Source organism: Sphingobacteriaceae bacterium (assembly GCA_002319075.1).
GTDB lineage: Bacteria > Bacteroidota > Bacteroidia > B-17B0 > Aurantibacillaceae > Aurantibacillus.
The window spans coordinates 2218916-2242710 of record NVQB01000001.1; the positions used below are offsets into that span (position 1 = coordinate 2218916).

General features: G+C 36.5%; 25 protein-coding genes. 13 read left to right on the plus strand and 12 right to left on the minus strand.

Features of this window, described 5'->3' with window-relative positions; genetic code table 11:
• The first annotated feature begins 99 nt into the window (after window positions 1-99).
• The 7 genes from pdxH to CNR22_09735 all read left to right on the plus strand — a co-directional run bounded on the left by pdxH (window position 100) and on the right by CNR22_09735 (window position 8044).
• Window positions 100-750 carry a pyridoxamine 5'-phosphate oxidase gene (pdxH, locus tag CNR22_09705; protein PBQ32032.1) on the plus strand — a complete coding sequence of 217 codons (651 nt, stop codon included), beginning with the start codon at window positions 100-102 and terminating at the stop codon, window positions 748-750.
• Window positions 751-866: 116 nt separating this feature from the next.
• Complete coding sequence (locus CNR22_09710; protein PBQ34867.1) at window positions 867-1919, plus strand: agmatinase; 1053 nt, start codon at window positions 867-869, stop codon at window positions 1917-1919.
• 37 nt (window positions 1920-1956) lie between these two features.
• Window positions 1957-3156 carry a hypothetical protein gene (locus CNR22_09715; protein ID PBQ32033.1) on the plus strand — a complete coding sequence of 400 codons (1200 nt, stop codon included), beginning with the start codon at window positions 1957-1959 and terminating at the stop codon, window positions 3154-3156.
• On the plus strand, window positions 3156-3740 hold the full coding sequence (locus CNR22_09720; protein ID PBQ32034.1) for a riboflavin synthase: 585 nt from the start codon (window positions 3156-3158) through the stop codon (window positions 3738-3740). Before CNR22_09715 ends, CNR22_09720 begins: the two co-directional genes overlap by 1 nt.
• 67 nt (window positions 3741-3807) lie before the next feature.
• Entirely contained in the window at window positions 3808-4593 is a 786-nt protein-coding gene (locus tag CNR22_09725; protein ID PBQ32035.1) for a hypothetical protein, read from the plus strand.
• Between the two features lie 117 nt (window positions 4594-4710).
• Window positions 4711-7728 carry a hypothetical protein gene (locus tag CNR22_09730; GenBank protein PBQ32036.1) on the plus strand — a complete coding sequence of 1006 codons (3018 nt, stop codon included), beginning with the start codon at window positions 4711-4713 and terminating at the stop codon, window positions 7726-7728.
• 109 nt (window positions 7729-7837) lie between these two features.
• Window positions 7838-8044 carry a hypothetical protein gene (locus tag CNR22_09735; GenBank protein ID PBQ32037.1) on the plus strand — a complete coding sequence of 69 codons (207 nt, stop codon included), beginning with the start codon at window positions 7838-7840 and terminating at the stop codon, window positions 8042-8044.
• Between the two features lie 84 nt (window positions 8045-8128).
• Here CNR22_09735 and CNR22_09740 read toward each other — a convergent pair whose 3' ends face one another.
• From CNR22_09740 to CNR22_09765, 6 genes are all read right to left on the minus strand, one after another.
• Complete coding sequence (locus CNR22_09740; GenBank protein ID PBQ32038.1) at window positions 8129-8338, minus strand: hypothetical protein; 210 nt, start codon at window positions 8336-8338, stop codon at window positions 8129-8131.
• A gap of 108 nt (window positions 8339-8446) precedes the next feature.
• Complete coding sequence (locus CNR22_09745; protein PBQ32039.1) at window positions 8447-9931, minus strand: hypothetical protein; 1485 nt, start codon at window positions 9929-9931, stop codon at window positions 8447-8449.
• A gap of 189 nt (window positions 9932-10120) precedes the next feature.
• Window positions 10121-10846 (minus strand): DNA-binding response regulator, encoded by a 726-nt coding sequence (locus CNR22_09750; GenBank protein PBQ32040.1) that lies wholly within the window; start codon window positions 10844-10846, stop codon window positions 10121-10123.
• Window positions 10839-12347 (minus strand): hypothetical protein, encoded by a 1509-nt coding sequence (locus tag CNR22_09755; GenBank protein PBQ32041.1) that lies wholly within the window; start codon window positions 12345-12347, stop codon window positions 10839-10841. Before CNR22_09755 ends, CNR22_09750 begins: the two co-directional genes overlap by 8 nt.
• A gap of 129 nt (window positions 12348-12476) precedes the next feature.
• The gene (locus tag CNR22_09760) at window positions 12477-12956 is read right to left on the minus strand and encodes a zinc/iron-chelating domain-containing protein (protein ID PBQ32042.1); all 480 of its coding nucleotides are present in this window, start codon (window positions 12954-12956) and stop codon (window positions 12477-12479) included.
• 50 nt (window positions 12957-13006) lie between these two features.
• A complete protein-coding gene (locus tag CNR22_09765) occupies window positions 13007-13177 on the minus strand; it encodes a 30S ribosomal protein THX (GenBank protein ID PBQ32043.1) in 171 nt (56 codons plus the stop codon).
• A gap of 153 nt (window positions 13178-13330) precedes the next feature.
• Here CNR22_09765 and CNR22_09770 point away from each other — a divergent pair, with 153 nt between their 5' ends.
• Window positions 13331-13666: a ribonuclease P protein component gene (locus CNR22_09770; GenBank protein PBQ32044.1), complete on the plus strand. Its 336-nt coding sequence runs from the start codon at window positions 13331-13333 to the stop codon at window positions 13664-13666.
• On the opposite strand, the gene CNR22_09775 is transcribed toward CNR22_09770, so the two are convergent.
• The 5 genes from CNR22_09775 to mutY are packed head-to-tail and all read right to left on the minus strand — an operon-like array spanning window position 13667 to window position 18219.
• Complete coding sequence (locus CNR22_09775; protein PBQ32045.1) at window positions 13667-14782, minus strand: hypothetical protein; 1116 nt, start codon at window positions 14780-14782, stop codon at window positions 13667-13669.
• Window positions 14783-14796: 14 nt separating this feature from the next.
• The gene (locus tag CNR22_09780) at window positions 14797-15558 is read right to left on the minus strand and encodes a hypothetical protein (GenBank protein PBQ32046.1); all 762 of its coding nucleotides are present in this window, start codon (window positions 15556-15558) and stop codon (window positions 14797-14799) included.
• Window positions 15524-16477, minus strand: a complete 954-nt coding sequence (locus CNR22_09785) for a hypothetical protein (protein PBQ32047.1) — start codon at window positions 16475-16477, stop codon at window positions 15524-15526. The genes CNR22_09780 and CNR22_09785 overlap by 35 nt, the downstream gene beginning before the upstream one ends.
• Before the next feature lie 15 nt (window positions 16478-16492).
• Window positions 16493-17113 (minus strand): hypothetical protein, encoded by a 621-nt coding sequence (locus CNR22_09790; GenBank protein ID PBQ32048.1) that lies wholly within the window; start codon window positions 17111-17113, stop codon window positions 16493-16495.
• A gap of 20 nt (window positions 17114-17133) precedes the next feature.
• Window positions 17134-18219 carry an A/G-specific adenine glycosylase gene (gene mutY, locus CNR22_09795; protein ID PBQ34868.1) on the minus strand — a complete coding sequence of 362 codons (1086 nt, stop codon included), beginning with the start codon at window positions 18217-18219 and terminating at the stop codon, window positions 17134-17136.
• 147 nt (window positions 18220-18366) lie between these two features.
• Between mutY and CNR22_09800 the strand changes: the two genes are divergently transcribed.
• The 3 genes from CNR22_09800 (at window position 18367) to CNR22_09810 (ending at window position 21436) form a co-directional block, all read left to right on the plus strand.
• On the plus strand, window positions 18367-18681 hold the full coding sequence (locus CNR22_09800) for an integration host factor subunit beta (protein PBQ32049.1): 315 nt from the start codon (window positions 18367-18369) through the stop codon (window positions 18679-18681).
• An 8-nt stretch (window positions 18682-18689) separates the two neighbouring features.
• The gene (locus CNR22_09805) at window positions 18690-19514 is read left to right on the plus strand and encodes a hypothetical protein (GenBank protein ID PBQ32050.1); all 825 of its coding nucleotides are present in this window, start codon (window positions 18690-18692) and stop codon (window positions 19512-19514) included.
• Between the two features lie 365 nt (window positions 19515-19879).
• On the plus strand, window positions 19880-21436 hold the full coding sequence (locus tag CNR22_09810; protein PBQ32051.1) for a ribonuclease E/G: 1557 nt from the start codon (window positions 19880-19882) through the stop codon (window positions 21434-21436).
• 60 nt (window positions 21437-21496) lie between these two features.
• Here CNR22_09810 and CNR22_09815 read toward each other — a convergent pair whose 3' ends face one another.
• Window positions 21497-21730 (minus strand): hypothetical protein, encoded by a 234-nt coding sequence (locus CNR22_09815; protein ID PBQ32052.1) that lies wholly within the window; start codon window positions 21728-21730, stop codon window positions 21497-21499.
• A 204-nt stretch (window positions 21731-21934) separates the two neighbouring features.
• On the opposite strand from CNR22_09815, the gene CNR22_09820 reads away from it, so the two are divergent.
• Complete coding sequence (locus CNR22_09820; GenBank protein ID PBQ32053.1) at window positions 21935-22537, plus strand: gamma carbonic anhydrase family protein; 603 nt, start codon at window positions 21935-21937, stop codon at window positions 22535-22537.
• 164 nt (window positions 22538-22701) lie between these two features.
• Window positions 22702-23793, plus strand: a complete 1092-nt coding sequence (locus CNR22_09825; protein PBQ32054.1) for a peptidase M42 — start codon at window positions 22702-22704, stop codon at window positions 23791-23793.
• The last annotated feature ends 2 nt before the right edge of the window (window positions 23794-23795 follow it).

The window sequence follows — 23795 nt, forward strand, 5'->3', positions numbered from 1 at the left end:
AGCAGTGAACTAACGCCAGAAAAAATGCCTTGTTTAGTTTTTATAATTGTTGGCATTCTGTAACCCCAATTATTTCATTTTTCTAAATATCTTTACGCTATGGAAGACTTGAAAAATCACATCACCAAACTGAGAGAAGACTTTACAAAAGGAACTCTTAGCGAAGCCGATGTTAGCACCGAGCCGCTAAATCAGTTTACGCTGTGGCTACAACAAGCTGTAGATTCAAGGATTCCCGAAGTTCAGGCGATGAATCTTTCTACCGTTTCACAAAATGGACGTCCCTCTTCCCGAATAGTTTACCTCAGAGAATTTGATCAAGCGGGTTTTTCTTTCTATACAAACTACAATTCTAAAAAAGGAACTGAACTTCAGAATAATCCCTATGCAAGCCTCACTTTTTTTTGGCCAGAATTAGAAAGACAAATTCGCATTGAAGGCAAAGTAGAAAAAGCAAGCGCTGTACAAAGTGATGCCTATTATAATGCGAGACCTTACGATTCCAAAATTGGCGCATGGGCAAGCAATCAAAGTCACAGTATTTTTTCACGTGGCGATTTAGAAATAAAAATTGAAGAAATAAAAAAACTGAATACTCCTGAAGCCATTAAACGTCCTGACTTCTGGGGAGGATTCGTTTTGCAGGCAGACTATTTTGAATTCTGGCAGGGAAGAAAAAGTCGTCTTCATGATAGAATTGTTTACACCTTAGAAAATAACTACTGGAAAATTACAAGACTCGCACCCTAATGTGTCAACTACACTCTGCATGACAGTTTCCAAAGCAAACTATCACTTCTAACGTAGCCGGGAATGATTAAGCAAAGAATGCCATGACCGAGAGGGTAAAAAGAAAAATAACTAATATGACTAGAGAAGAAAAAATAAAAAACTTTGACGCAAACGGAATTGGTCAATTAAACGATGGAATGTTTGGTTTACCTTTTTCATTAGAAGAATGTGAAACGGTACTAATTCCTGTTCCATGGGAAGTTACAGTGAGCTACGGTGGCGGCACCGCTGATGGCCCCAAAGCCATATTAGACGCAAGTTACCAGGTAGATCTCTATGATCCATTTGTAAAAGATGCCTGGAAAAAAGGAATCGCCATGGATGAGTTGAGCGACGAGGTAAGAACTAAAAGCAATGAGTTACGTCAATCTGCTGAACGTTATATCGATGCGCTTGCTAATGGTGCTAACGAACACAATGAAGATATGATCAAAGTTTCTGCACACATTAAAAACGAATGTTTGTGGTTAAACACCTGGGTGAAAAACCGCGTGCTTCATTTTTTAAATCAAAACAAATGTGTTGGACTGGTTGGTGGCGATCACTCCACACCACTGGGAATGATGCAGGCTTTAGCAGAAAAATTCGAAAACTTCGCCATCCTTCAAATAGATGCCCATGCCGATCTTCGTGATGCATACGAAGGTTTTGAGTTTTCTCACGCTTCTATTATGTTTAATGCTTTAAAAATTAAACAGGTTGAAAAATTAGTGCAGGTTGGTATCCGCGATTACTGTGAAGATGAACTGAACATTATAAATGATAGTAATGGAAGGGTGAAAACGTTTTTTGATCGCGACATTAAATACGCGCAATATAATGGAGATAGCTGGGACCGGATTTGTAACCGCATTGTAAACGAGTTACCTCAGCATATTTATTTGAGCTTTGATATTGACGGACTTGATCCGAAATTATGTCCGAATACTGGAACCCCTGTTGCTGGTGGATTTGAAACGGAGCAAGTTTTGTTTCTACTCGAAAAAATCGTAAGCAGCGGTAGAAAAATTATTGCTTTCGATTTAAACGAGGTTAGTCCTGCTGAGGAAAATGACTGGGATGCAAATGTGGCCGCCCGTTTACTTTACCGTATTGCCAACATGGCTGCACTAAGTCAAAAAAAATAAATCTGTGAAATCTGTATCAAAACTTATACTTCTATTAATGCTGATTAGCACGAGCCTATTCTCTAAAAAGTTAAAACAAGGGGTATATCGTGGGGTCCTTTTTCTCAACGAAGAAAAAGGTATTGAGCTTCCCTTTAATTTTAGCGTGAATTACAAAGGTAAAAAACCCATCATTGTTATTACTAATGCTGACGAAAAAATAAGCATTGATGAAATTACCATAAAAGGGGATTCGGTAAATTTTAAAATGCCAGTATTTGATACAGAATTCAAAACTGTAATTGTTGGCGATAACCTCGAAGGCCTATGGATCAATAACTACAAGAGTGGCAACAATAAAATAAAATTTAAGGCCACTTTTGGAGAAGCAAGGCGATTTCTATTTACACCTGAAAAATCTGTCCCCTTATTTGAAGGAAAATGGGAAGTTGTGTTCTCTCCCGAAAATCAAAACGTTACTAAAGCTATTGGCGCCTTTCATCATACCGAACAAACAGAACAAGTTACCGGAACTTTTTTAACCGAAACCGGTGATTACCGCTACCTTGAAGGAATGCAGAGCGGCAATAAACTGTTTCTTTCTTCATTTGACGGCTCTCATGCATATTTATTCACAGTAGAACAAAATAAAGGTTTTCTCATAAATGGTAAATTTTATGCTGGCAGTACATGGGAAGAAAACTGGGGCGCCAGACTGAACCCTGATTTCAGGTTAGCGGACCCTGAGGAAATAAGTTTCGTAAAAAATAAAGATGAAAAAATAAATTTCACTTTCCCTGATTTAAATGGAAAACAAGTTTCATTAAACGATAAAAAATTTGAAAACAAGCCCGTAATCGTGCAGGTTATGGGAAGTTGGTGTCCTAACTGTATGGACGAAAGTCTCTATTTCTCTTCCCTTTATACAACTTATAAAAAAGAAGGTTTAGAAATAGTTGCCTTAGCTTTTGAAAAAACAACTGATTTTGAAAAAGCGAAAATACAGGTTGCACGAATGAAAAAACGATTGTCGATTGGTTACGATATTCTTATCACGCAGCAAACAGGTAAAGATAAAGCCGGTGAAGTGTTATCTGCATTAAATAAAATTACAGCTTTTCCTACCACTATCTTTTTAAACAAAGAACATAAAGTAGTTAAGGTTCACACGGGGTTCAGCGGGCCCGCCACGGGTAATGAATACGAAATTTATAAACAAAGAACCGAAAACCTAATTAAATCTTTATTAAAAGACTAATGTTTACAGGAATTATAGAGACACTTGCGAAAGTTGAAAAAATTGAAAAGGAGGAGTCAAATGTGCACTTTACCTTTTCGAGTAATATAACCGGCGAATTAAAGATAGATCAGAGTGTAGCTCATAACGGAGTTTGTTTGACCGTCGTCAAAATTGATGGTAATCGGTATACTGTAACTGCTATTGATGAAACACTTAAGAGAACCAATCTCGGAGAACTGCTAATTGGCTCACTTGTAAACTTAGAGCGTTGTATGCCTGCAACAGGTCGCTTCGACGGGCATATTGTACAGGGACATGTAGACACCACTGCTACCTGTAAAGAAGTGAATGATCTAAAGGGAAGTTGGGAATTTACATTCGAACATCAAAAATCAAATACAAACATCACTGTCGAAAAAGGAAGCATCACTATTAACGGTGTTAGTTTAACAGTTGTAAAATCTACAGACACTGGTTTTTCTGTGCATATTATTCCTTACACCTTTGAACATACAAACTTTAAATCTTTTAAACCTGGCTCTGTCGTTAATCTTGAATTCGATATCGTTGGAAAATACGTTGCCAGGCTTCTTGCCCGATAAAGTTTATTGCTTTCATTAGGCCTCTGATTAATTTTTTTTTTAAATAAAAAATTTCATCTTTACATAAATGAAGCTCAGAGCACTCATAGTGGATGATGAAATTCACGCAAGGGAAAATATAAAGTACTTACTCGAAAATTTTTGTCCCGAAATTGAAATTGTTGCCATGGCCGGCGACCTGGAGACCGCAAGAAGTTACGTTAAGAATTTGACTCCTCAAGTTCTGTTTCTGGACATCTGCATGCCTTCAGGCACCGAAGGTTTTGACTTTTTAGAGTCTCTTCCCGATAAAAAATTTCAGGTAGTATTCGTAACTGCCTTCAAAGATTACGCGATTCGGGCTTTGAACGCTAATGCCATTCATTATTTACAAAAGCCCGTAGATGTTGACGATCTAAAAGTCGCTGTAAAAAAGTTAGTTGCTACAAATCAACTCTTTATTGAAAATCAGGAGCAACTTTCAAATTACATCAAGTCACTTGAAAATCTTTCAAAAGCTCTTATCCCCTCTCTCGGCGTATCGCGCATCACTATTAATCACTCCAAAGGCTTTAAAATAGTCGACCCAAATGATTTTATGTATCTGGAAGGCGAAGGAAATTATACTTCGATAATTTTTGTAGATGGTACAAAGTATGTAGATACAAAAACTATTGGCATTTACGAGGACATGCTTGATCCCCAGCGTTTTTTTAGAATTCATAAATCACACATAGTAAACGTTTTATATGTTAAGGAATATCTCAACGATGGCGGACATTTTGTTGTAATGAAAGACAATTCCAAACTAACTATCTCGCGATTAAGAGTGCCGCAATTTCTCGAATTTTTTAAGCGCCGGAAAAAGTTATAATACATTTAAATACATCAATCCTACATTTTAACTGCTAAGAGCTACATTCCACGCAATCACAGTTAATTTTCGTTTTCCACCATTTTCTGTAAGAATATTTATCGTATTTTTAATCATATGTATCAAGCCATAAACAGGTCGGCGAAGCGCATGCGACTCATACTCACATTTTTGCTGATTTTTATTTCTAGTTTAACTCCCTTACTGGCGCAGCATTACAATTTTATTAATTACTCAACCGAATCCGGACTAGCACAATCTCAAATCAGATCTATTGCCCAGGATAGAAATGGCTATCTCTGGCTAGGAACACTTGCCGGTTTAACCAAATACGACGGCAAAAAATTCGTGAACTATTCCATTCAAAATGGCCTCATCGATAACCAGATTTTTTCCTTAACAGAAGACAAATCCATGGGGCTTTGGATAGGAACCCTGGGCGGGCTTAATTATTTTGACGGAGAAAAATTTAAGTCCTATCTATTTAAAGAAGATATGGCCGAAAACTCTGTTACCTCCCTCGGACAAGATCTGCAAGGGAACTTATGGCTGGCAACGGATGGTTCAGGAGTTTGCAAATTCAGCGGAAATAAATTTGAATATTTTACGGAGGAAAGCGGTATTATAAATAACAACGTACGGAGCGTTTGTGTTGACGAAAAAGGCTGGGTGTGGTTTGGAACAAAAGGAGGTATTTGTTATTACGATGGAAAAGGATTTAAAACACTCGACACTACTATTCTTCAGCCCCGAAACGTAAGTCATATTTTCACGGACAAACATAAAAAAATATGGTTCAGTACCTTTGGCGAAGGAGTATACAGCTTCGATGGCAAGAGTTTTAAAAATTACAACGAAACACATGGATTGATAAATGATTGGATTCGCTCAGCAATAGAAGATTCTGATGGTAACATTTGGTTCGCTTCAAAGTTTGGTCTCTCCCGTTATGACGGAAAAACTTTTATGAACTTCACAGAATCGGAAGGTTTGCCCGTTGACAACACGAATATTGTTTTTGAAGACAAAGAAAAAAATATCTGGATCGGCTCTGATGGAAAAGGCCTCTGCAAATTCTTGGGAGAAACCTTTACTTACCTTACAACGAAAGATAGCTTAAGCAGCAATTTTGTTTTGTCTATTGTTGAAGATAAGGATGAAAATCTTTGGTTTTCTACCTTTGGTAAAGGAATCACCAAAAAAGAAAAAGGGCACACTAAAGTTTACACAACAAATCAAGGCTTAAACAACAATACCATCTGGGCCAGTTTAAAAGACCGTGAAAATAATTTATGGTTTTGTACATCTGATGGGATTAGCAAATTCGACGGCAAAAAATTTAAAAATTACAGTCTTGATGATGGTTTAGGCGCAAAAATAGTTTACTCTATTTGCCAGGATTATAAGGGTAATTTATGGTTGGGAACCAGCAAAGGGGTTTCTGTTTTCGATGGCCAGCATTTTAAGAATTATATTTCAGGGGAAGATAATATCGGAAAAGAAGTTACAAGTATTGTAGAAGATAAAAACAAGCGTCTATGGTTTGCAACAAGAAATGGGCTCTTCAAATTTGAAAATGGCGTGTTTTCTAAATACACCACAGCAGATGGATTATGCAATATTCATTTGCTTTCTTTAGTCGTTGACAATGACAACAATCTATGGATAGGATCAAGAGCCGGAATTAATTATTACGATGGTAAAACATTTTCTAAAATTTTAATAGGAGATATTTTTAATTCAAACAATGTTTGTTTTCTCGCGCTTGATAAAAAAGAAATGCTTTGGATAGGAACAAACAGTGGCGTTTTTCTATTGGATTCCAGAGAATATATCCGCACAAAAAAAATTAAATTTCGTCACTACACCATTTTTGACGGATTACCAGGCATGGAATGTAACCAGAATGCAGCATTCAAAGATCACCTTGGAAACATTTGGATGGGTACTACAGAAGGGCTTATCAAATATGATCCGAATATAAAAGATTTTCACTCCAGCGATTTTGAACCCATCACACATATTTCAGGAATCAGATTATTTTTAAAAGATACCAATTGGACTAATGTCACAACAGAAATTGATTCCCTAACCCTATTACCGAAAAATCTGAAAGTAAAATATCAAACTACTCATTTTACTTTTGATTATATCGGTATAAAACTCAGCAATCCTTCTTCTGTTAGGTATAAATATATGCTTGAAGGGTTTGACGATAACTGGTCGGCTGTTACCGAAGCAAATTTTGCAACCTATTCAAATTTACCCAGTGGCAAATACACTTTTAAAGTTATAGCAGGAGATCTTGTGGGTAACTGGAACAAAATTCCTACTGCTTTTAGTTTCGAAATTCTTCCTCCATTCTGGACCACCTGGTGGTTTATTTTGTTGTGCGTGTTAAGCTTCCTGTTTCTTCTTTGGCTGCTTTATAAATGGAGAGTAAACGAGATCCGTAAAAAACATCAGACGCAGCAGCTCGAATACAAATCGAAACTCATGTTACTTGAACATCAAAGTTTGAATTCGAGTATGAACCGGCATTTTATTTTTAATGCGCTCAACTCTATTCAGTATTACATGAATAAAGAAGATAAATTGTCTGCTCACAAATATCTATCCCGCTTTGCAAAACTCATCCGCATGAACCTCGACAGCTCTATGAGTAATCTTGTTTCTGTGTCTGAAGAAATCGAAAGACTTGATCTTTACCTGCAAATAGAGTTGATGCGCTTTGAAGACAAATTCGAATACGACATTCACATTGCAGATGATGTAGATATTGAATCCATTGAAATTCCGCCCATGCTCCTGCAACCCTATGTTGAGAATTGTATTTTGCATGGCATATTACCTTCAGGTAAAAGCGGAAGAATAGATATTCGTGTTGAACAAAATACGACAGATGATGGAATTGTTTTTAGTATCGAAGACAATGGGATTGGAATTGAAGAAAGCAAGGCAAGAAAATTACTTACAAAAAACCCCCACGTTTCAAGAGGTACTTCCATAACGGCCCAAAGAATTCAATTATTGGGCGCTATGAATAATGTAAATATTACTATAAATGGTCCATTTGAGCTCAAAAATGTTAAAAATGAGGTCCTTGGCACCCGGGTCGAACTTATTATTCATTAAAAGTGTTAAATATTTGCATGTTAATAACTTGTTATGTACATTTATTGTCAGTTCAAGGAGGTTCCAAATGAGAATTTTAAAAATACTATTAATACTACTAATTCCTGCGATGGGATTTGTTGCTTGCGAGAAAGCAAATACAAGACCATGCAGCGAAAAATCTTCAAACACATCGTCAGGTAATTCTGATGTTAGTGGTAAAATTGTTGGTGGAGTTTATGTTGACGATAATGCTAATTCCGGAACCGGTACTACCATTGTTGGTTCAGGAGATGACGACAGAGATGGTGGAGACAAGAAAAAGAAAATTCGTTAAGAAATTAAATAAAAAATTTAAAGCCCTTTCTTAAAGGGCTTTTTTTATGTTCATAAAAGTTTTCCTATCCTCTATTAATTTATTTTAATTGCTTTTTAGCATTCCGAAAATCTGGAGAATGGCATAAAAAAATAAAGCCAGCAACAGCAGAAACAATAGGCTTTTTAAGCGCGCTTTAAATCCTGCAGGCCTTTTATCTATCTCTGTATTATCTTCAGCCCGATCATCGGTATCAGTTACACCCAAATGTTTGCGATGCCGGGCTATATAATCTTGTTTGCTTTCTTCCTGCATTTCTCAATACTTAAATCTAATCTATTAAATTACAATTTTTTATTTAGCTGTAAACAAAAAAACCATCCTTAAATAGGATGGCTTTTAATATGAAGCTTAATGAAAGAATTATTTATTTGTGATGATTAATTTTCGTTTAATAAAATTACCCTCCGAATAAGAGTTGATAAAATAAATTCCTTCGCTCAAATCGATTAATGGTTGAGTAAAATTATTTGTTTCATTGAGAGAAATAGTCTTGATCACCTGGCCTAATTCGTTTGTAATTTTAAGTTCCATGTTTACCAATGATTTCAGAGTTGTGTTACCATTGCTTGGATTAGGCATGATGATTAATTGCGAATTAGTGTTCGTTTTAAGAGTTTCAATGCCCACCGTTTCGGCCTCACGCTTGTACTTTTTACATTCTTTAAAAGAAATTCCGTCAAGCATAAGATCCATGCCATAAGTTCCATCATTGTAATTGCCATATATTCCCGTTGCAATTCTTATAGTAGCGGAAGTTGATGGACCTGAGTTCCAGACATAAGTTTTCTTTTTCCAAACGCCGCAAGTGCCAACCACATCACTTACCATTGAGCCATTTATATACACGTCAAAATTTGTACCGGATGGCTGCACTGCACAGTTTCCATTTGGTTCATATACCCAAAAAACAAGCACGTAAGTTGTATTTGGTGTAATGGAAAGAACAGTTTGTTTCCAAAAGTCCCAACCTACTTTTGAGCCATCAATATCCGGAAAGTGAAGAACATTGCCATTTGCACTGAAGCGATCTGTAACACCATAGCAGGTAGTAATTGCGTTAATATTATAATTCCCTGTCGTTCCATCTCCTTGAATTCCCCCTGGTGCGCAACCTGAATAACTTGCATAGCTGGATGTAATTACTGTTGTACTATCAAAATCTCCATCGCCAATTAGCTCTCCCAACAGATTTTCACAAGGAGTGGGCGGAATACATTTTCTCAAAGAGATATCATCTAATAAAAGATCCATTCCCGCCAAATTGACGTTTCCGTTTCCTGACCCGTTTCTTATTTCTATTTGAGCTAAGGTAGATGGGCCCGAAGACCAGGTATAAATTTTATTATGCCAACCTAAGCAATCAACAGTATTATCTGAAACTTGTACGGGCATGCCGTTAATATAAATATCAAAGATAGTACCTCCGGCCTGGAAACCGCAATTACCAGACGGCTCACGTACCCAGATAGACAGCTTATATACATTTCCAGGTGTTACCGTAATACCGGTTTGCTTCCAAAATACCTGGCCAACATTTGCCCCCTGTATATCCGGAAAATGCATCACATTCCCATTACCTCCATTGTGGTCTGTGAGTGAATAAGCGGTGGTAATCGGGTTAATGTTAAACGTATTGATAGTTGACCCGTTTCCATAGAGCCCAAGTGAACTTCCACCCATATAGGTAAAACCAGAGGTATAGCCCGTCGGGAAATCAAAATCACCATTTATAATTAAATTTGTGTCTAGCGAAGAGCACGGAAATTGAGCAGGTGCTACGTCGGCCTTTAATGGTGACGCAAGTGTAAGGCTCAAGAGACTTCCTAATAAAAAATTTGTTTTCATAATAATTGAGTTATTGAGTTTCTCCTACTTATGTTTTAAGCGTTTGTTCGGAAAATTCCGCTTTACCGGATTGCGCAATCCGTAACAAAGTAAGAAAAATGAAAAATGATTTTCAGCGTAAGTTTGCGGGAGAATACTTTAAGTTTACAGGAGAGGGAACTGAGTTGATATAGCGTTGAACTATTTTTTTTAGATGCCTTTTAGTTTTTCTAAAAAAATCTCTTTGTTTTTTCTTGTTATTTCAGGCATAGAGCCATCTGTCATTTGCGCGAAAAGTCCATCAGAGCTTACCATTTTAACTACCCTGTGCAAATTAATAATATGCGACTGATGACATCTGTAAAAAAAAGATTGGTCTAATAAAGGCTCGCACTCTTTCAAATTTTTAGATGCCATGTGTTTTACCTGGTCTACAAGATAAAAAACAGTATAACTGCCAGACGCTTCAAGGCGTATCACATCTGAAGGCTTGATAAAAATGATGCCATCTTTCACCGGTAACTCTATAAGATTTAAAGCAGTTGCTTTCTTTAATTCTATTTTCGGTTGAAGTTTCTCCGTTAGCCGGGCTGCGCAGTTTTTTAATTCGTCAATATCTATTGGCTTAAGTAAATAATCATCAGCTCCTTTTTTTATTGCTTTTATAGCATGCTCTTGATGCGCAGTTGTAAAAACCAGTTTAAAATCTTTATAGTTTAGCTGCTCCAGCAGATCAAATCCGTTCATCTTTGGCATGCTAACGTCTAAAAAAACAACTTCTGGTTGATAATCTTCTATGGCTTTAATGCCTTTATCCGGCTCAGTGGCCGTAGCTACAATCTTTATATCAGGTGTGTGTTTCTCTATCAGTACTTTTAGAGTATTTATACCTATTAGCTCATCATCAATGATTATTGCTCTGACTATTTTATTCATTCTTAAATATTGGAATGTTAATTGTGACTTTTGTTCCTGTACTTTTTCCTTCGCTATTTGTTTTATCAGTAATGACAAGGTCGTACGTTTCCTTATAAATTTTACTCATGAGTTGAAGTCTTTGCCTGATAAAATTAATTGCTAACGAGCGGTCACCTTTATTTATTGACTTCTCAACAGAAAATTTTCTTCCCACCCCGTTATCTTCTATAATGCAGCAAAGTGTTTTTTCTCCGCATTTTTCGAAGGAAATATTTAGATGTTTACCTCCGTCTTTCGGTAGAAGGCCGTGCCAGATCGCATTTTCAACAAAAGGCTGAATCAAAAAACGGGGAACGAAAATGGAGGTAGGATGTAATACTTTTTCAATATTAATATCATATTTAAATACACTATTAAATCTTATGGATTCAATTTCCAGGTACTGTTCAATGATCTTTATTTCTTCAGTTAGAGAAATTTTATCTTTTAAATTACTCTCTAAAATCATCCTTAATAATCTTGAAAATTTTGAAAGATATAGCTGTGCCTTATCGTTTTCGTTTATAATAATAAATTGCTGTATGGTATTTAAAGAATTAAAAATAAAATGCGGATCCATTTGGGCTGTAAGTACTTTGTTTTCCTGTTCATACCAATTATTTCTGAGCTGATTTTTTTCCTTTTCTTTTTTTATCGCCTTAGCAATGCGCCATTTAAGTAATACTGCGATCGAAAATATAAATGTAACCAGTGCCAGAACATACAAAATCCATTTTATAATTACAGAAGACTTTTTGGGGTTAGAAGCATTGTAAAGATCAAGAACTTCCAATGGGCTTAGTACTTTATCATAAATAAAAATATCATCAACGGTTCCCTGGAAATAACGTTGGTTTCTGGATCCATGTCGCCTGCCGACAAGTACCGAGTCGTCTTTTAAAAATTTACTTTTAAATTTTTTAGAAGCCGACCCTTCTAAAACCCCATTTATATATAAAGAAATATTGTCGTCATCATATGTCATTACTACATGATACCATTGTCTTAAATAATTTGTTTTAGGTGGGTAAAGGTGAACCATATTATATTTTGAAAGCGTAGTATTACAACACAGTTTGCGAATGTTAAACTGATAGGCTATGGTGTATGCGTCTGTAAAATCATCGTCCACCTGCGACCTTGCAAAAATTATAGGGTTATTATCTGCTCCGAAACCCTTATACACCACCTGGTCTATTGTGACCCACAACGAAATAGTTGCCTTTTCAGGTTTTAAAACTGAGTCTGTTCCAAGGTTAAGGTAACTGTCGTAATTTCCCTGCAAATAACACGCGGATCTGGGGTTACCGAAGCGGTCTTCAGCCCATATTGCACCATAAGCTTTTGCATCGTTTTTACCTACCTCATCTTTACTGTTTGCTTCATTAAATGAATATCTGGCTACTGGTTTTACCGAAGGCTGTGCCACAGAACAACAAGCTATGAAAATAAAAATTAAGTTTATTAAATACTTAGACATAGACTAGGCTAATTGAGATGTTGCTGATTGCTCTAAACTATTAATTAGCTCTTAAACATTCACTTATGGTTTGTAGGGAGGCCATTTTAGTTTATGAAATGAAGGTTTGAGTTTATATCACGCTATTAGTTATAGATTTTTAATTCTCTCTACAATCTCAAGAACAGCCGGACAAACCAAAGTATTTCTAAAAGTAATATCAAGAATTTGATGCATTTTTTTTCGATCTGTGTGAGGGTATTCTCTGCATGCGCTGGGACGGTCCTCGTAGATGGAACAATAGTTTTCGTGGTCTAAGAAAGGACATGGGGCCTGTTTAAGCACAAAGTCGCCATCTTCGTCCATGAATAAATACTCCTGGAGAAACTCGCCAGGCTTTTTATTAAGTGCTTTTGCTGCTCTTTCTATATCACGCTGGTAAAATATAGGGGATGTTGTTTTACAACAATTAGCGCATTTTAGGCAATCTGTTTTTTCAAAAACTTTTTGATGGTTATCGTGGAAGAGCCGATCCAGGTTTTTGGGAGGCTTGGCTTTCAACTTCTTAAAAAAAATTTGATTTTCTTTTTTCTGCTGTTGAGCTTTTTTATTAAAATCCTCAAGGTCCATTTTCCTCTATTACTAAAAAACCCCGGCTGACCGGGGTTTCGTTTTTAATGTTATTCTGCTTTTTTAGCGGCCTTTTTTGGAGCAGCTTTTTTAGCAGCAGCTTTTTTCGGAGCAGCTTTGGCACTAGATTTTTTAGCGGCTTTACTCTTTTTTGGACGCGTTACACCTGTTGAACCAATATGAATTTTGCCACGTTTAGTTCTTTTATCACCTTTTCCCATAATAATAATTTAGTTTTGTGTAAAAGTAAAAAATTATCTTTACCAAACAAAAAATTAGAAAAGCGCGAAGCCTTTCTGTAAGCACCTCACTTAAGTATACAAAAAATCAAAAATACCTTTCATAAACAGGAACGCTTATGCAGCAGAAAGCAAATGGAACTTCTGTTTAGCAAAGGAAAATCGCTAACCTCTTACCCGGTGAAATTGGTGTACACTGAAACTCCAGTGGAACTCATATTTCCGGCGCAGGCCATGTTTGTAGCTCCTAAGAGAAGTTTTAAGCGTGCACACGACCGCAATAAACTCAAACGCCGTATGCGGGAGGTTTATCGCTTGCATAAAGGTCCCTTTTACGAAAACCTAAAATTAAATAGCAAAAAACTCTTAGTAGCGTTTATTTATATAGGCAAAAAGCAGGAAGAATATCCTGCTATTGAAAAATCAATTTTAAAATTAATTTCGGGAATAGGTAAGCCTAAGATAAGCTGATTACTTTTTATTAGCTTCTTTTATATAATTGTCTAATGCTCCCGTCATACTAGGATTCTGAGGATTAGGAGCAAAAATATCCAGGCGAAAACCAAGATTTTTTACCATTTGAGCAGTTGCATGTCCAAAGGCAGCAATTCTTGTATTAGCTTGTTTAAAGTTTGGAAAGTTATGTTTTAAAGATCGGATTCCTACCGGTGTGAAAAACACAAGAATGTCATAATCGGCCAGAGACTTCATATCACTAAGGTCGGCGCTGACAGTTTTGTAGAAAGTGGCTTTTGTAAAAGTTATTTTCACTTCATCTAAAAAATCAACAATCTGCTCTTTGTGAACGTCACTTGCAGGAAGAAGAAACTTCTCTGCCTTGTTTTTACGGATTACATCCACAAGATCAATGATGGTGCCGTGTCCGAAAAATATTTTACGTTTACGGTATTGGATATACTTCTGTAAATAATAGGCAGTTTGCTCGTTAATGCAGAAATATTTCATGCTTTCCGGAACAGTTATGCGCATTTCATTACAAATTCTGAAGTAATGATCTACTGCTAATTTGCTGGTTAAAATTACTGCACCATGTTCTAAAATATCAATGCGTTGAGCTCTGAATTCCTGAGAAGTAAGGCCTTCCACTTTAATAAACTGCCTGAATGTTACACCCAAATTATGCTTTTTAGCAAGATCCAAATAAGGGTTTTTATCATTTTCAGCCGGCTTTGGTTGAGAAACAAGAAGGTTGCGAACTTTGGTTTTAGGATGATTACTTATTTCAATTGCAGGAGGAGATGGTAAAGTAATAACTTGTTTTTTTGAAGATTTTCTAACTCTTTTTACGGCCTGAGCCTTTTCAATACTCTCTTTATCTTCAGAATTGGTTATTAGCTTTTTCTCTTTTAGGGGTTTAACTGCCGTTTTAAGCTCTTTTTTAGAAGGCTTTGCTATCACAGGTTTTACTGCTTTAGCCGGCGCTTTCTTAACTGCTGCTTTAGATTTTTTTGCAGGAGGCCTGGCTGCTTTATTCTTCTTAGCCAAAGATGTTTTTACACTCTTTGTCGACTTTTTAACTTCCTTTTTTGCCTCTTTTTTTTTGGCTGGGCTTCTCTTTGCTGACATTAATTGTCCTGTGTTTAAAAAGTTTCAATTATATATTTTACCAAAACAAAAATTGGCAAAATTTCCAAACCGCAAAAGTAAGAGAAAATCTGCAATAATCCTATTCTTTCTTCAACCAGTCCCATTATTATTCCCCTATACCACTTAAGCAAGATGGCGCCAATAAGTACAAGCAGAGCGCCGATCACAAAAATACCAGGATTAAAGGGGCTAAATTCAATGAGAACTATTAAGGGGAAAAGGAAGAGTCCGAAACTCTGATTAATTAAGGTAGAACTTGTTACGTATTCAGAGATGACTTTTTTTTGCTCGGTAAAAAAAGCCAGTACCACATTCACAAAAGCTTTTAAAAGAAAAACCAGCGCAACAATAAAAAAGAAAAAACAAAACTGAGCAAATTGACTAGCGTCAACGAGTACATATTTATTCAGACTGTTTATTTTGTAGGCAAGAAAAGAAACATTCAGAATAAAAATGGCATTGAGAGCTATAGAATAAAACTTATAAGGATTAAACTCTTCGCGCTCAAGTTGCTGCAGCATCTGCGAGCTAAAGGTAGATTGTACGATTCTTACCACCTTTGGAAAAGCGTTTAATTTTATTACAACCAGCAAATACAAACAAACGAGCACGAAAATAGAAGGCCACACCTGTTCCGTACTAATTCTTAATACGGGTAATGGATTATGCGTTTGTAAAAGGTGTGCGTAAAATATATTATCGGTTGCTGAAGGGATCACATTATAATGCGAAAGTACGTGAAATACAGAATCCAAATTTTACCTGCCCCTTAGCCCAACTATCTGTAGTGTAAGGAATGTAGTTGTTTTCTATAAGTCCGCTTGCATTGGTGTAAAATAAACTGAATACATGGCCCCCCGTTTCGATTTCAATACCAAGTGATAATGGATTAAAAACCTTATCATTTTTTTGATAGAAAGCTGGCGTATTATAAAAGTAGTCTCCAATTAAACTTAAGCGTTTGGTTAACTTAACCCTACCACCTATTCCCATGCTAAAAAAACCATTTACATCTGCTGCGTTTCCATTTTTAGTGTTTACGTTTTCTTTGATGAAATTACGATACATGTAACTCGGCAATAACTCTACCGACAACCAGTCACTCACTTTACTTGCAATAATAAACTGGCTGAAGTAATTAAACCGGTGTGCTTCCTTAGTTGGAAAATCTTTTACGATGCCGTTGTAGATAGCAGACGTTGGCGCGTGAGAATATCCCATACTTGTAAAAAAAGCAAGTGAAATGGGCATATGAAAATCTGTGGTTTGCTCAAGGATTTTCCATTTTACATTGGCGTCTGCCAACTTGTTCAGCTTGCTTCTCCCAATACCAACACTTAGATTGTCAAGTATTCCGTAATCAAAACTTAATCGTATATCGGAGGCATTATCAAATCCTAAAGACGTTTGAAAGGTTTCGTTAATTGGATTTTTGTTGTTAGAGTCGTAAACATTTCCAAACCGGTGACTAATACGAAAGTCGAGGTGCTTTTTCTTCACCGTTTCAATAGTTTGAGCATTCCCTATTCTAACTGTTTTAAAGGTTGCGTAAACCTTTTTATGTCCTTCTTCTTTTTTATCATCTACAAGGCTAAGCAAGTCTTCCTGACCGAAACTCAGTTGTGAGTAAACGCTTAGGGTGAAAAGAAAAATTGATTTTTGTACTAAATTCATATGTGTGAATGCTGATTATTTTTTTTGAAGGGGTTCCAGAGTGCTGCTAACTGTAACATCTACTTCTTCCGCAATGTTTTTTACATACATAGAAGGGACCTTAATATTATAATCTGCTACTTTAACTCTGAACTTACTATAGATAATTACCTCTGTGCCTTTTTTTGTAACTGTGCCATTAAGCGTCACATCTTTGGTAACACCGTGCATAGTGAGTTTTCCTGTAATTGTTACTTTAGTTTCGCCGTCTTTGGAATAATCAACAGGTTCATTTATTTTACCTTTAAATTCTCCATTACGGTTGGGATAGGCTCCATCCACTTTCTTCTCAGTTTCCATGTAGTTTTCGTTAAAATGCTCTTCCATAAGTGCATTTTTAAACTTAAAATTTTGCATGGTAACTCTTATTTGAATTTCATTTGAAGACGCTTTTAAAACAATTATCGCCCCTTTATTGAGAGCTTCAATATTTTCCATTGGCGCTTCAGAATAAAAAGTAATAGCTGTGGCACCGGTCTTAGCTGTGTATATCTGAGCGTAAGTGCTTAGACTGAATACAACAGCCAAGAGAATAAGAATTTTCTTATTTAGCCTTTGTGGCGTTAAATTTAAAGCTTCGTGATTCTTTGATTTCATGGGGTTAATTTTAATCAAATTTATACTATTTCTTTTAAATCACAATCATCTAAAAATTTTCCGGTTAAACGTGGAAAGGCAAAGTCATTTAATTTGTCGATATTGGTAAGAATAGAGCTTCCACTACCTGTTTTTATGGAAGATTTTTTAAATACCTCCGATATCATTAAAACATAAAACTTTGCGTACAAATGTTGGTGACTCAAAATGTGTTTGTATTCAACCGATGTGTACTTAACGGTAAATGTACTTTTAAGGCCCTCTTTAAATTGTTTGGTTTTAAAAAGCTGTTGCTGAGTTAAGGCAGTATCCGTTTCTATAAGCGTAAACTCATACAAACCCTGCCAAATGTCGCCTGCCTGCCTTTTATGAATCACAAGATTTCCTTTCTTATCTATAGGTACGAGGTAATTAAAATGGCGCTTCCTGATTTTGACTTTTTTTGCCTTGATAGGAAGCTCAGCTACCAAACCATGTTTGAATGCGTAACACTTATCATTTAAAACACAACTTTCACAATCCGGATTCGAGGGTTTACAATACTGCGACCCAAATTCCATAATTGCCTGGTTATACCGAGCCGGATTTTTTTTATCCAGAAGCTGGTCTGCAAGTTCCTGAAATTCTTTTTTTGCCTTTGAGGCGTCGATAGGTGTTTTAATTCCAAACACCCTGCTTAAAACTCTGTAAACATTTCCATCCACTACGGCATGCGGCAAATCGTACGCAAAACTGGCAATAGCCGAAGCAGTATAATCGCCAACACCCTTTAACTCTTTAATTTGCGAATACGAGGACGGAAAAATACCTTTAAAATTCGCATGAATCAGCTTTGCCGAAGCGTGCAGATTGCGAGCGCGCGAATAATAACCTAAGCCCTGCCACAGTCTAAGCACCTCGTCTTCGGGCGCCATAGCAAGATCTTTTACGGTTGGATACTTTTGAGTAAACTTTAAATAGTAATTAAGGCCCTGAACAACCTGGGTCTGCTGAAGAATTATCTCAGAAAGCCAGATCTTATAAGCATCTTTTTCTTGTCGCCACGGCAAATCTCTCTTGTTTTTAAGATACCAGCCGGTAATATGCGTTCCAAACCAATTTTCCATCCCTTGAAGCCCTAAAAATACTGCATTTACAGATGGTTTTGGGCTTAATTTTGTAAAAACCAAAAAAAATTTTCAATTGATAATAATAGTAGTATCTTTGCTGCCCGTTTTAAAATACAATTAATTGATTTTAAATAGTTTGTAAAAATGACCAAGGCAGATATAGTTAATGAAATTTCAGAAAAAACCGGCATAGAAAAGATGGCTGTGCAGGCTACCGTAGAAGCGTTTATGAAAACCATACGCAACTCGATGGTAGAAGGTAAAAATGTTTATTTAAGAGGTTTCGGGACGTTTGTTGTAAAAAAACGTGCTGAAAAAATTGGCCGTAATATTTCCAAAAATACTACAGTTGTTATCCCCGCACATTATATACCAGCTTTTAAAGCTGCTAAAACATTCTCAGACAGAGTTAAGCGTAATGTGAAAACCGCTGAACCTTTGCCAAAAAACCTTGATTAACAAAAAAAATGAGCGCTAAAAAAACTCAGTTACTCTTAATAGTTGGCGCTCTTGTTCTATTCGTTCTTTTATTTATTGCTCCTAAAATAGCCCTCCAACATTCAGACGATGACGGTCATGATCATGCGGTTGAATCGCCGGCAGTATCGTCAGATGCAAATCTGGATGTGTATTTAAGCATGGCAATCAAAGTGGCAAATGCCGATCAAAAAGTAATTTTTGAAAAGTTAATTGCAGCCAAGAACTATGATAGTTTAACCGTAAGCTGGAACAAACTTAAACGCCCTGATCTAGCTGCCCATTATGCAGAAGAGTCTGCAAAAGTGAAAAATACGGCAGAAAGTTGGTTTAACGCCGGTAACCGCTACTATTATTCTGTTCAATTTACCCAGGATAAATCAGAAGTTCCGGTACTTTATCAAAGCTCAATGCGCTGTTTTGAAAAAGGCCTAAAACTTGATCCGAAAAATGTTGACGCACGCATTATGCTTGCTTCTTGTTATGTAGAAGGTTCGTCAGATCCAATGCAAGGCGTGAGCAAACTCAGAGAAATTGAAAAAACGGACAGTAACAATGTAAAATTGCAGTTAACCTTTGCTTTTTTCTCTGTAAAAAGTCAGCAGTTAGATAAAGCTATTGTGAGGTTTAAAAAAGTAATCCGTATTGATAGTAATTACGTGGAAGCGTATTTACATCTTGCAGATGCTTATGAGCAACAGGGAGAGACAGGTAAAACAATTGAAATGCTGGAAAAATATGCTGCAAAAACAAAGGATATAACAGCAAAGGTTGAAATTGAGAAGTACATACAACAATTAAAGCAGTCTAAGTAGAATGCTTTTAGTTTAATGAAACAGAAGAAAATTAATAAATTAAATAATAACAATTAAAATTTAGCATTATGCCAAGCGGAAAGAAAAGAAAAAGACATAAAATGGCAACTCACAAACGCAAAAAACGTTTGAGGAAGAATCGCCATAAAAAGAAATAATCTGATTCTCTCTTAATTCACTTTTAGTGGATAGAGATGATTATTTAAAACTACTATTACGGAAGAGCCGATGGCTTATTCCGTTTTAGTTATTTACCGTAATAAACAATTTTGTGTTTCTGAGCTTGCGAATCATACGCATTAGCGTGCCTTAAACACTGCTTGTTATCGGCTTTTAAGATTTTATAAATTAAAAATATTGAGCGCGTGAATCAAGAATTAATAATTAATTCCACGCCTAACGAGGTTGTAATAGCTTTACTACACGATAAACGTCTGGTAGAGCTTCACCGCGAGAAAAATAATTCAAAATTTTCGGTAGGCGATATTTATCTGGGAAGGGCTAAAAAGGTTATGACCGGCCTTAATGCTGCTTTTGTGGATGTTGGATATGAAAAAGATGCTTTTTTACATTACCTGGATCTTGGCCCTCAGGCCAATTCATTAATAAAATATGTTGAGACTACTCAAAACGGAAAACAAAACGTGAGTAACCTGATGTATTTTAAGAATGAGCCGGAAATTAAAAAGGACGGAAAAATTAATGAAATTGTAAAATCCGGTCAGAATTTATTGGTTCAGGTTGCTAAAGAACCTATCAGCGCTAAAGGACCTCGTATCACCACTGAAATTAGTCTTGCTGGTCGTTACCTTGTTTTAATTCCTTTTTCTGATAAGATTTCTGTTTCTTCAAAACTCAGAAATTTTGAAGAGAAAGCCCGTTTAAAAGACTTGATGCAAAAGATTAAACCAAAGAATTTTGGTGTAATTGTACGCACAGTAGCTGAAGGAAAATCTGTTTCAGATCTTGAAGGCGATTTAAATGATCTTATTGCCCGTTGGGACGAATGTTACAATGCTATTAAAACTTCTCAACCACCCATGCGTGTGTTGGGTGAAGTAGACAGAAGTAATGCTATTCTTCGCGACTTCTTAAATGCCTCTTTTAATGCCATTCACGTTAACGATGCAACTGTGTTTGAAGACCTTAAGGGATATATCAAAACTATTGCGCCGGATAAAGTTGACATCCTGAAATTATATAGCGGAAAACTTCCCATTTTTGACGGATTAGGTATTGAAAAACAAATTAAGAGTTTGTTTGGTAAAACCGTTCACATGAAAAGTGGCGCTTACCTGGTTATAGAGCATACAGAAGCTTTACACGTGTTTGATGTAAATAGCGGAAATCGCGCAAAGAGCGATAATACACAAGAACAAAATGCACTCGATGTAAACCTCGAAGCAGCAGTAGAAGTAGCGCGCCAATTGAAGTTACGCGATATGGGTGGAATTATTGTTGTGGATTTTATCGACATGCATAGCCCCGAAAATCGCAAATTACTCTTTGATAAATTAAAAGAGGAAATGAAAAGCGATCGTGCAAAACACAATATTCTTCCTCCAAGTAAATTTGGTTTAATTCAGATTACCCGTCAGCGTTTACGTCCTGAAGTAAACATTGAAGTATTGGAAACCTGCCCTAGTTGTGGTGGAACAGGACAGGTGCAACCAAGTGTTTTATTTGTAGATCAAATTGACAATACTTTACGTTTTATTGCGAAAGAGCAAAATCAAAAAAACATTACACTCCATACACATCCTTATGTAGAAGCTTACATTAAAAAAGGTGGTTTTTTAAGAAGTCACCAATGGAAATGGTACTTCGAGCACAAACAATGGATTAAAGTTGAAGGAATGGCAAGCCAGGGAATGTTGGAATTTAAGTTCTTCAATAAAGACATGGACGAAATCGTCGTATAATCCCTCATCAGTTTTTTAAAAACCTCTTCATCCTGATAAACATTGGAAGAAGGGGTTTTTTTATGCCACTTCCGAAAAATGCAAAACCAATTGCGTATGCTTACCCAGGCGTCGAAATATGGCTGGCTCTTCTACTTTTGAAAATTGTTTTTCAAGATGCATCACAATACGTTTTGCCGAATCTGTATTTTTTAAAAGAGGCGTTTCGTTATTTTTAGAGCCATTCAAGACATTTAAAAAACTTGCCCACTCTTGTAATGTTGAGGTTTTACCTGATGCTATCTGACTATTCATTTTTTAGTGTTTATAATTTCATAACAAAATTACTACGATTAGTAGCTATTTCTTGCTACGGTTTATAGCATTGTGCATAATAGCTGTATTTACAGGGGTTTTAATAGCTTCATTTCGGTTAAAAACTATAGCTTTATTTAAAAACTGCAAGTTTGATTTTAGGTATTTAATGCCTTATTTTGAACGTGAGCGAACATCACTACCATGGCTAATATTTTTGAATTCAACGGTTATAAACCGATTATAGACCGAAGTGCTTTTATTCATCCGAATGCTACTGTTACAGGGAATGTAATTATCGGTAAAAACGTTTATGTAGGGCCGGGAGCTGCTATACGAGGCGATTGGGGACAAATAATCATTGAAGACGGCTGTAATGTGCAGGAGAATTGCACAATACATATGTTTCCAGGCACAACAGTACTTTTAAAAGAAGCTGCACATGTAGGGCACGGAGCCATTATTCACGGAGCCACGCTTGGAAAAAACTGCTTAATAGGGATGAATTCTGTGATTATGGATAACGCAGTTATTGGCGATGAGTGTATTATTGGCGCCCTAAGCATGGTTCCTGCAGAAATGGTTATTGAAAAAAGAAAAATAGCTGTAGGAAATCCTGCAAAAGTAATTAAGGATGTAAGCGACGATATGATTGCCTGGAAAACCAAGGGCACACAACTTTATCAACAATTGCCGGCTGACTGTCATGCTACATTAAAAGCTTGCGAACCACTGCGAAGAATGCCTGCTTACAGACCCCAACAACAGGACGAATATAAAACCTGGCAAAAAGAGAAAAAAAAGTAAATTTTTCTTGTAACTTTTGAATAGAATTACCGGAAAAAACATTTGCAGTACTCTCTGTAAACGGCGATCAGGATAGCTATGGGGAGTGGCTTTTATCACGAAAATCTACTTTCAGAATTCATTTTTTTTACGTTAATTTAAAGTTCTTAAATAGTTAATTTTTTATGGCAAAAACCAAATCCATTATAACCGCAAACGCTACCAAATTTCTCTACGAATACCTTAATAATCCTTCTCCAACAGGTTTTGAAAGCAGCGGTCAAAAAATATGGCTCAATTATATAAAACCTTACATTGATGAGTATTTTGTTGATACCTATGGTACGGCAGTTGGGGTTATAAATCCAAAAGCAGAATATAAAGTGGTGATCGAAGCCCATGCAGATGAAATAAGCTGGTTTGTGCATTACATTACCAAGGACGGATTTATATACCTCCGTCGCAACGGTGGATCAGATCATCAAATTGCACCTTCCATGCGCGTAAACATTCACACCGATAAGGGAATTGTAAAAGGTGTATTTGGCTGGCCTGCAATACACGTGCGTGATGCAGCAAAAGAAGAAACGCCAAGTTTAAAAAATATTTTTTTAGACCTTGGTTGTAAATCAGACAAAGAAGTGGAAGACCTGGGTGTACATGTAGGCTGCGTAGTAACTTACCAGGATGAGTTAATGGAACTAAATGACCGTTACTACACGGGACGCGCTTTGGATAACCGCATCGGAGGTTTTATGATTGCTGAAGTTGCGCGGATGTTAAAAGAAAATAAAGACAAATTACCTTTTGGTTTATACATTGTAAATTCTGTTCAGGAAGAAGTTGGCCTCAATGGTGCCACTATGATTGCACGCAAAATAAATCCAAATGTGGCTATTGTTACCGACGTATGTCACGATACACAAAGCCCTATGATGAGTAAAATCACGAGCGGTGACCTGGCGTGTGGAAAAGGCCCGGTATTGAGCTATGCTCCGGCTGTTCAAAACAATCTTTTGAAACTGATTGTAGATGCTGCGAAGAAAAATAAAATAGATTTTCAGCGCCAGGCAGCTTCCAGGGCTACAGGCACAGATACGGATGCTTTTGCTTATGCAACAGATGGCATTGCTTCTGCGTTAATCTCTTTGCCTTTGCGTTACATGCACACAACTGTTGAAACAGTGAACAAGCAAGACGTGGAAGAAGTCATTAAACTTATTTATCACTCGTTAAAAAGCTTAAAAAACAACCACGATTTCAGATACATAAAATAGTT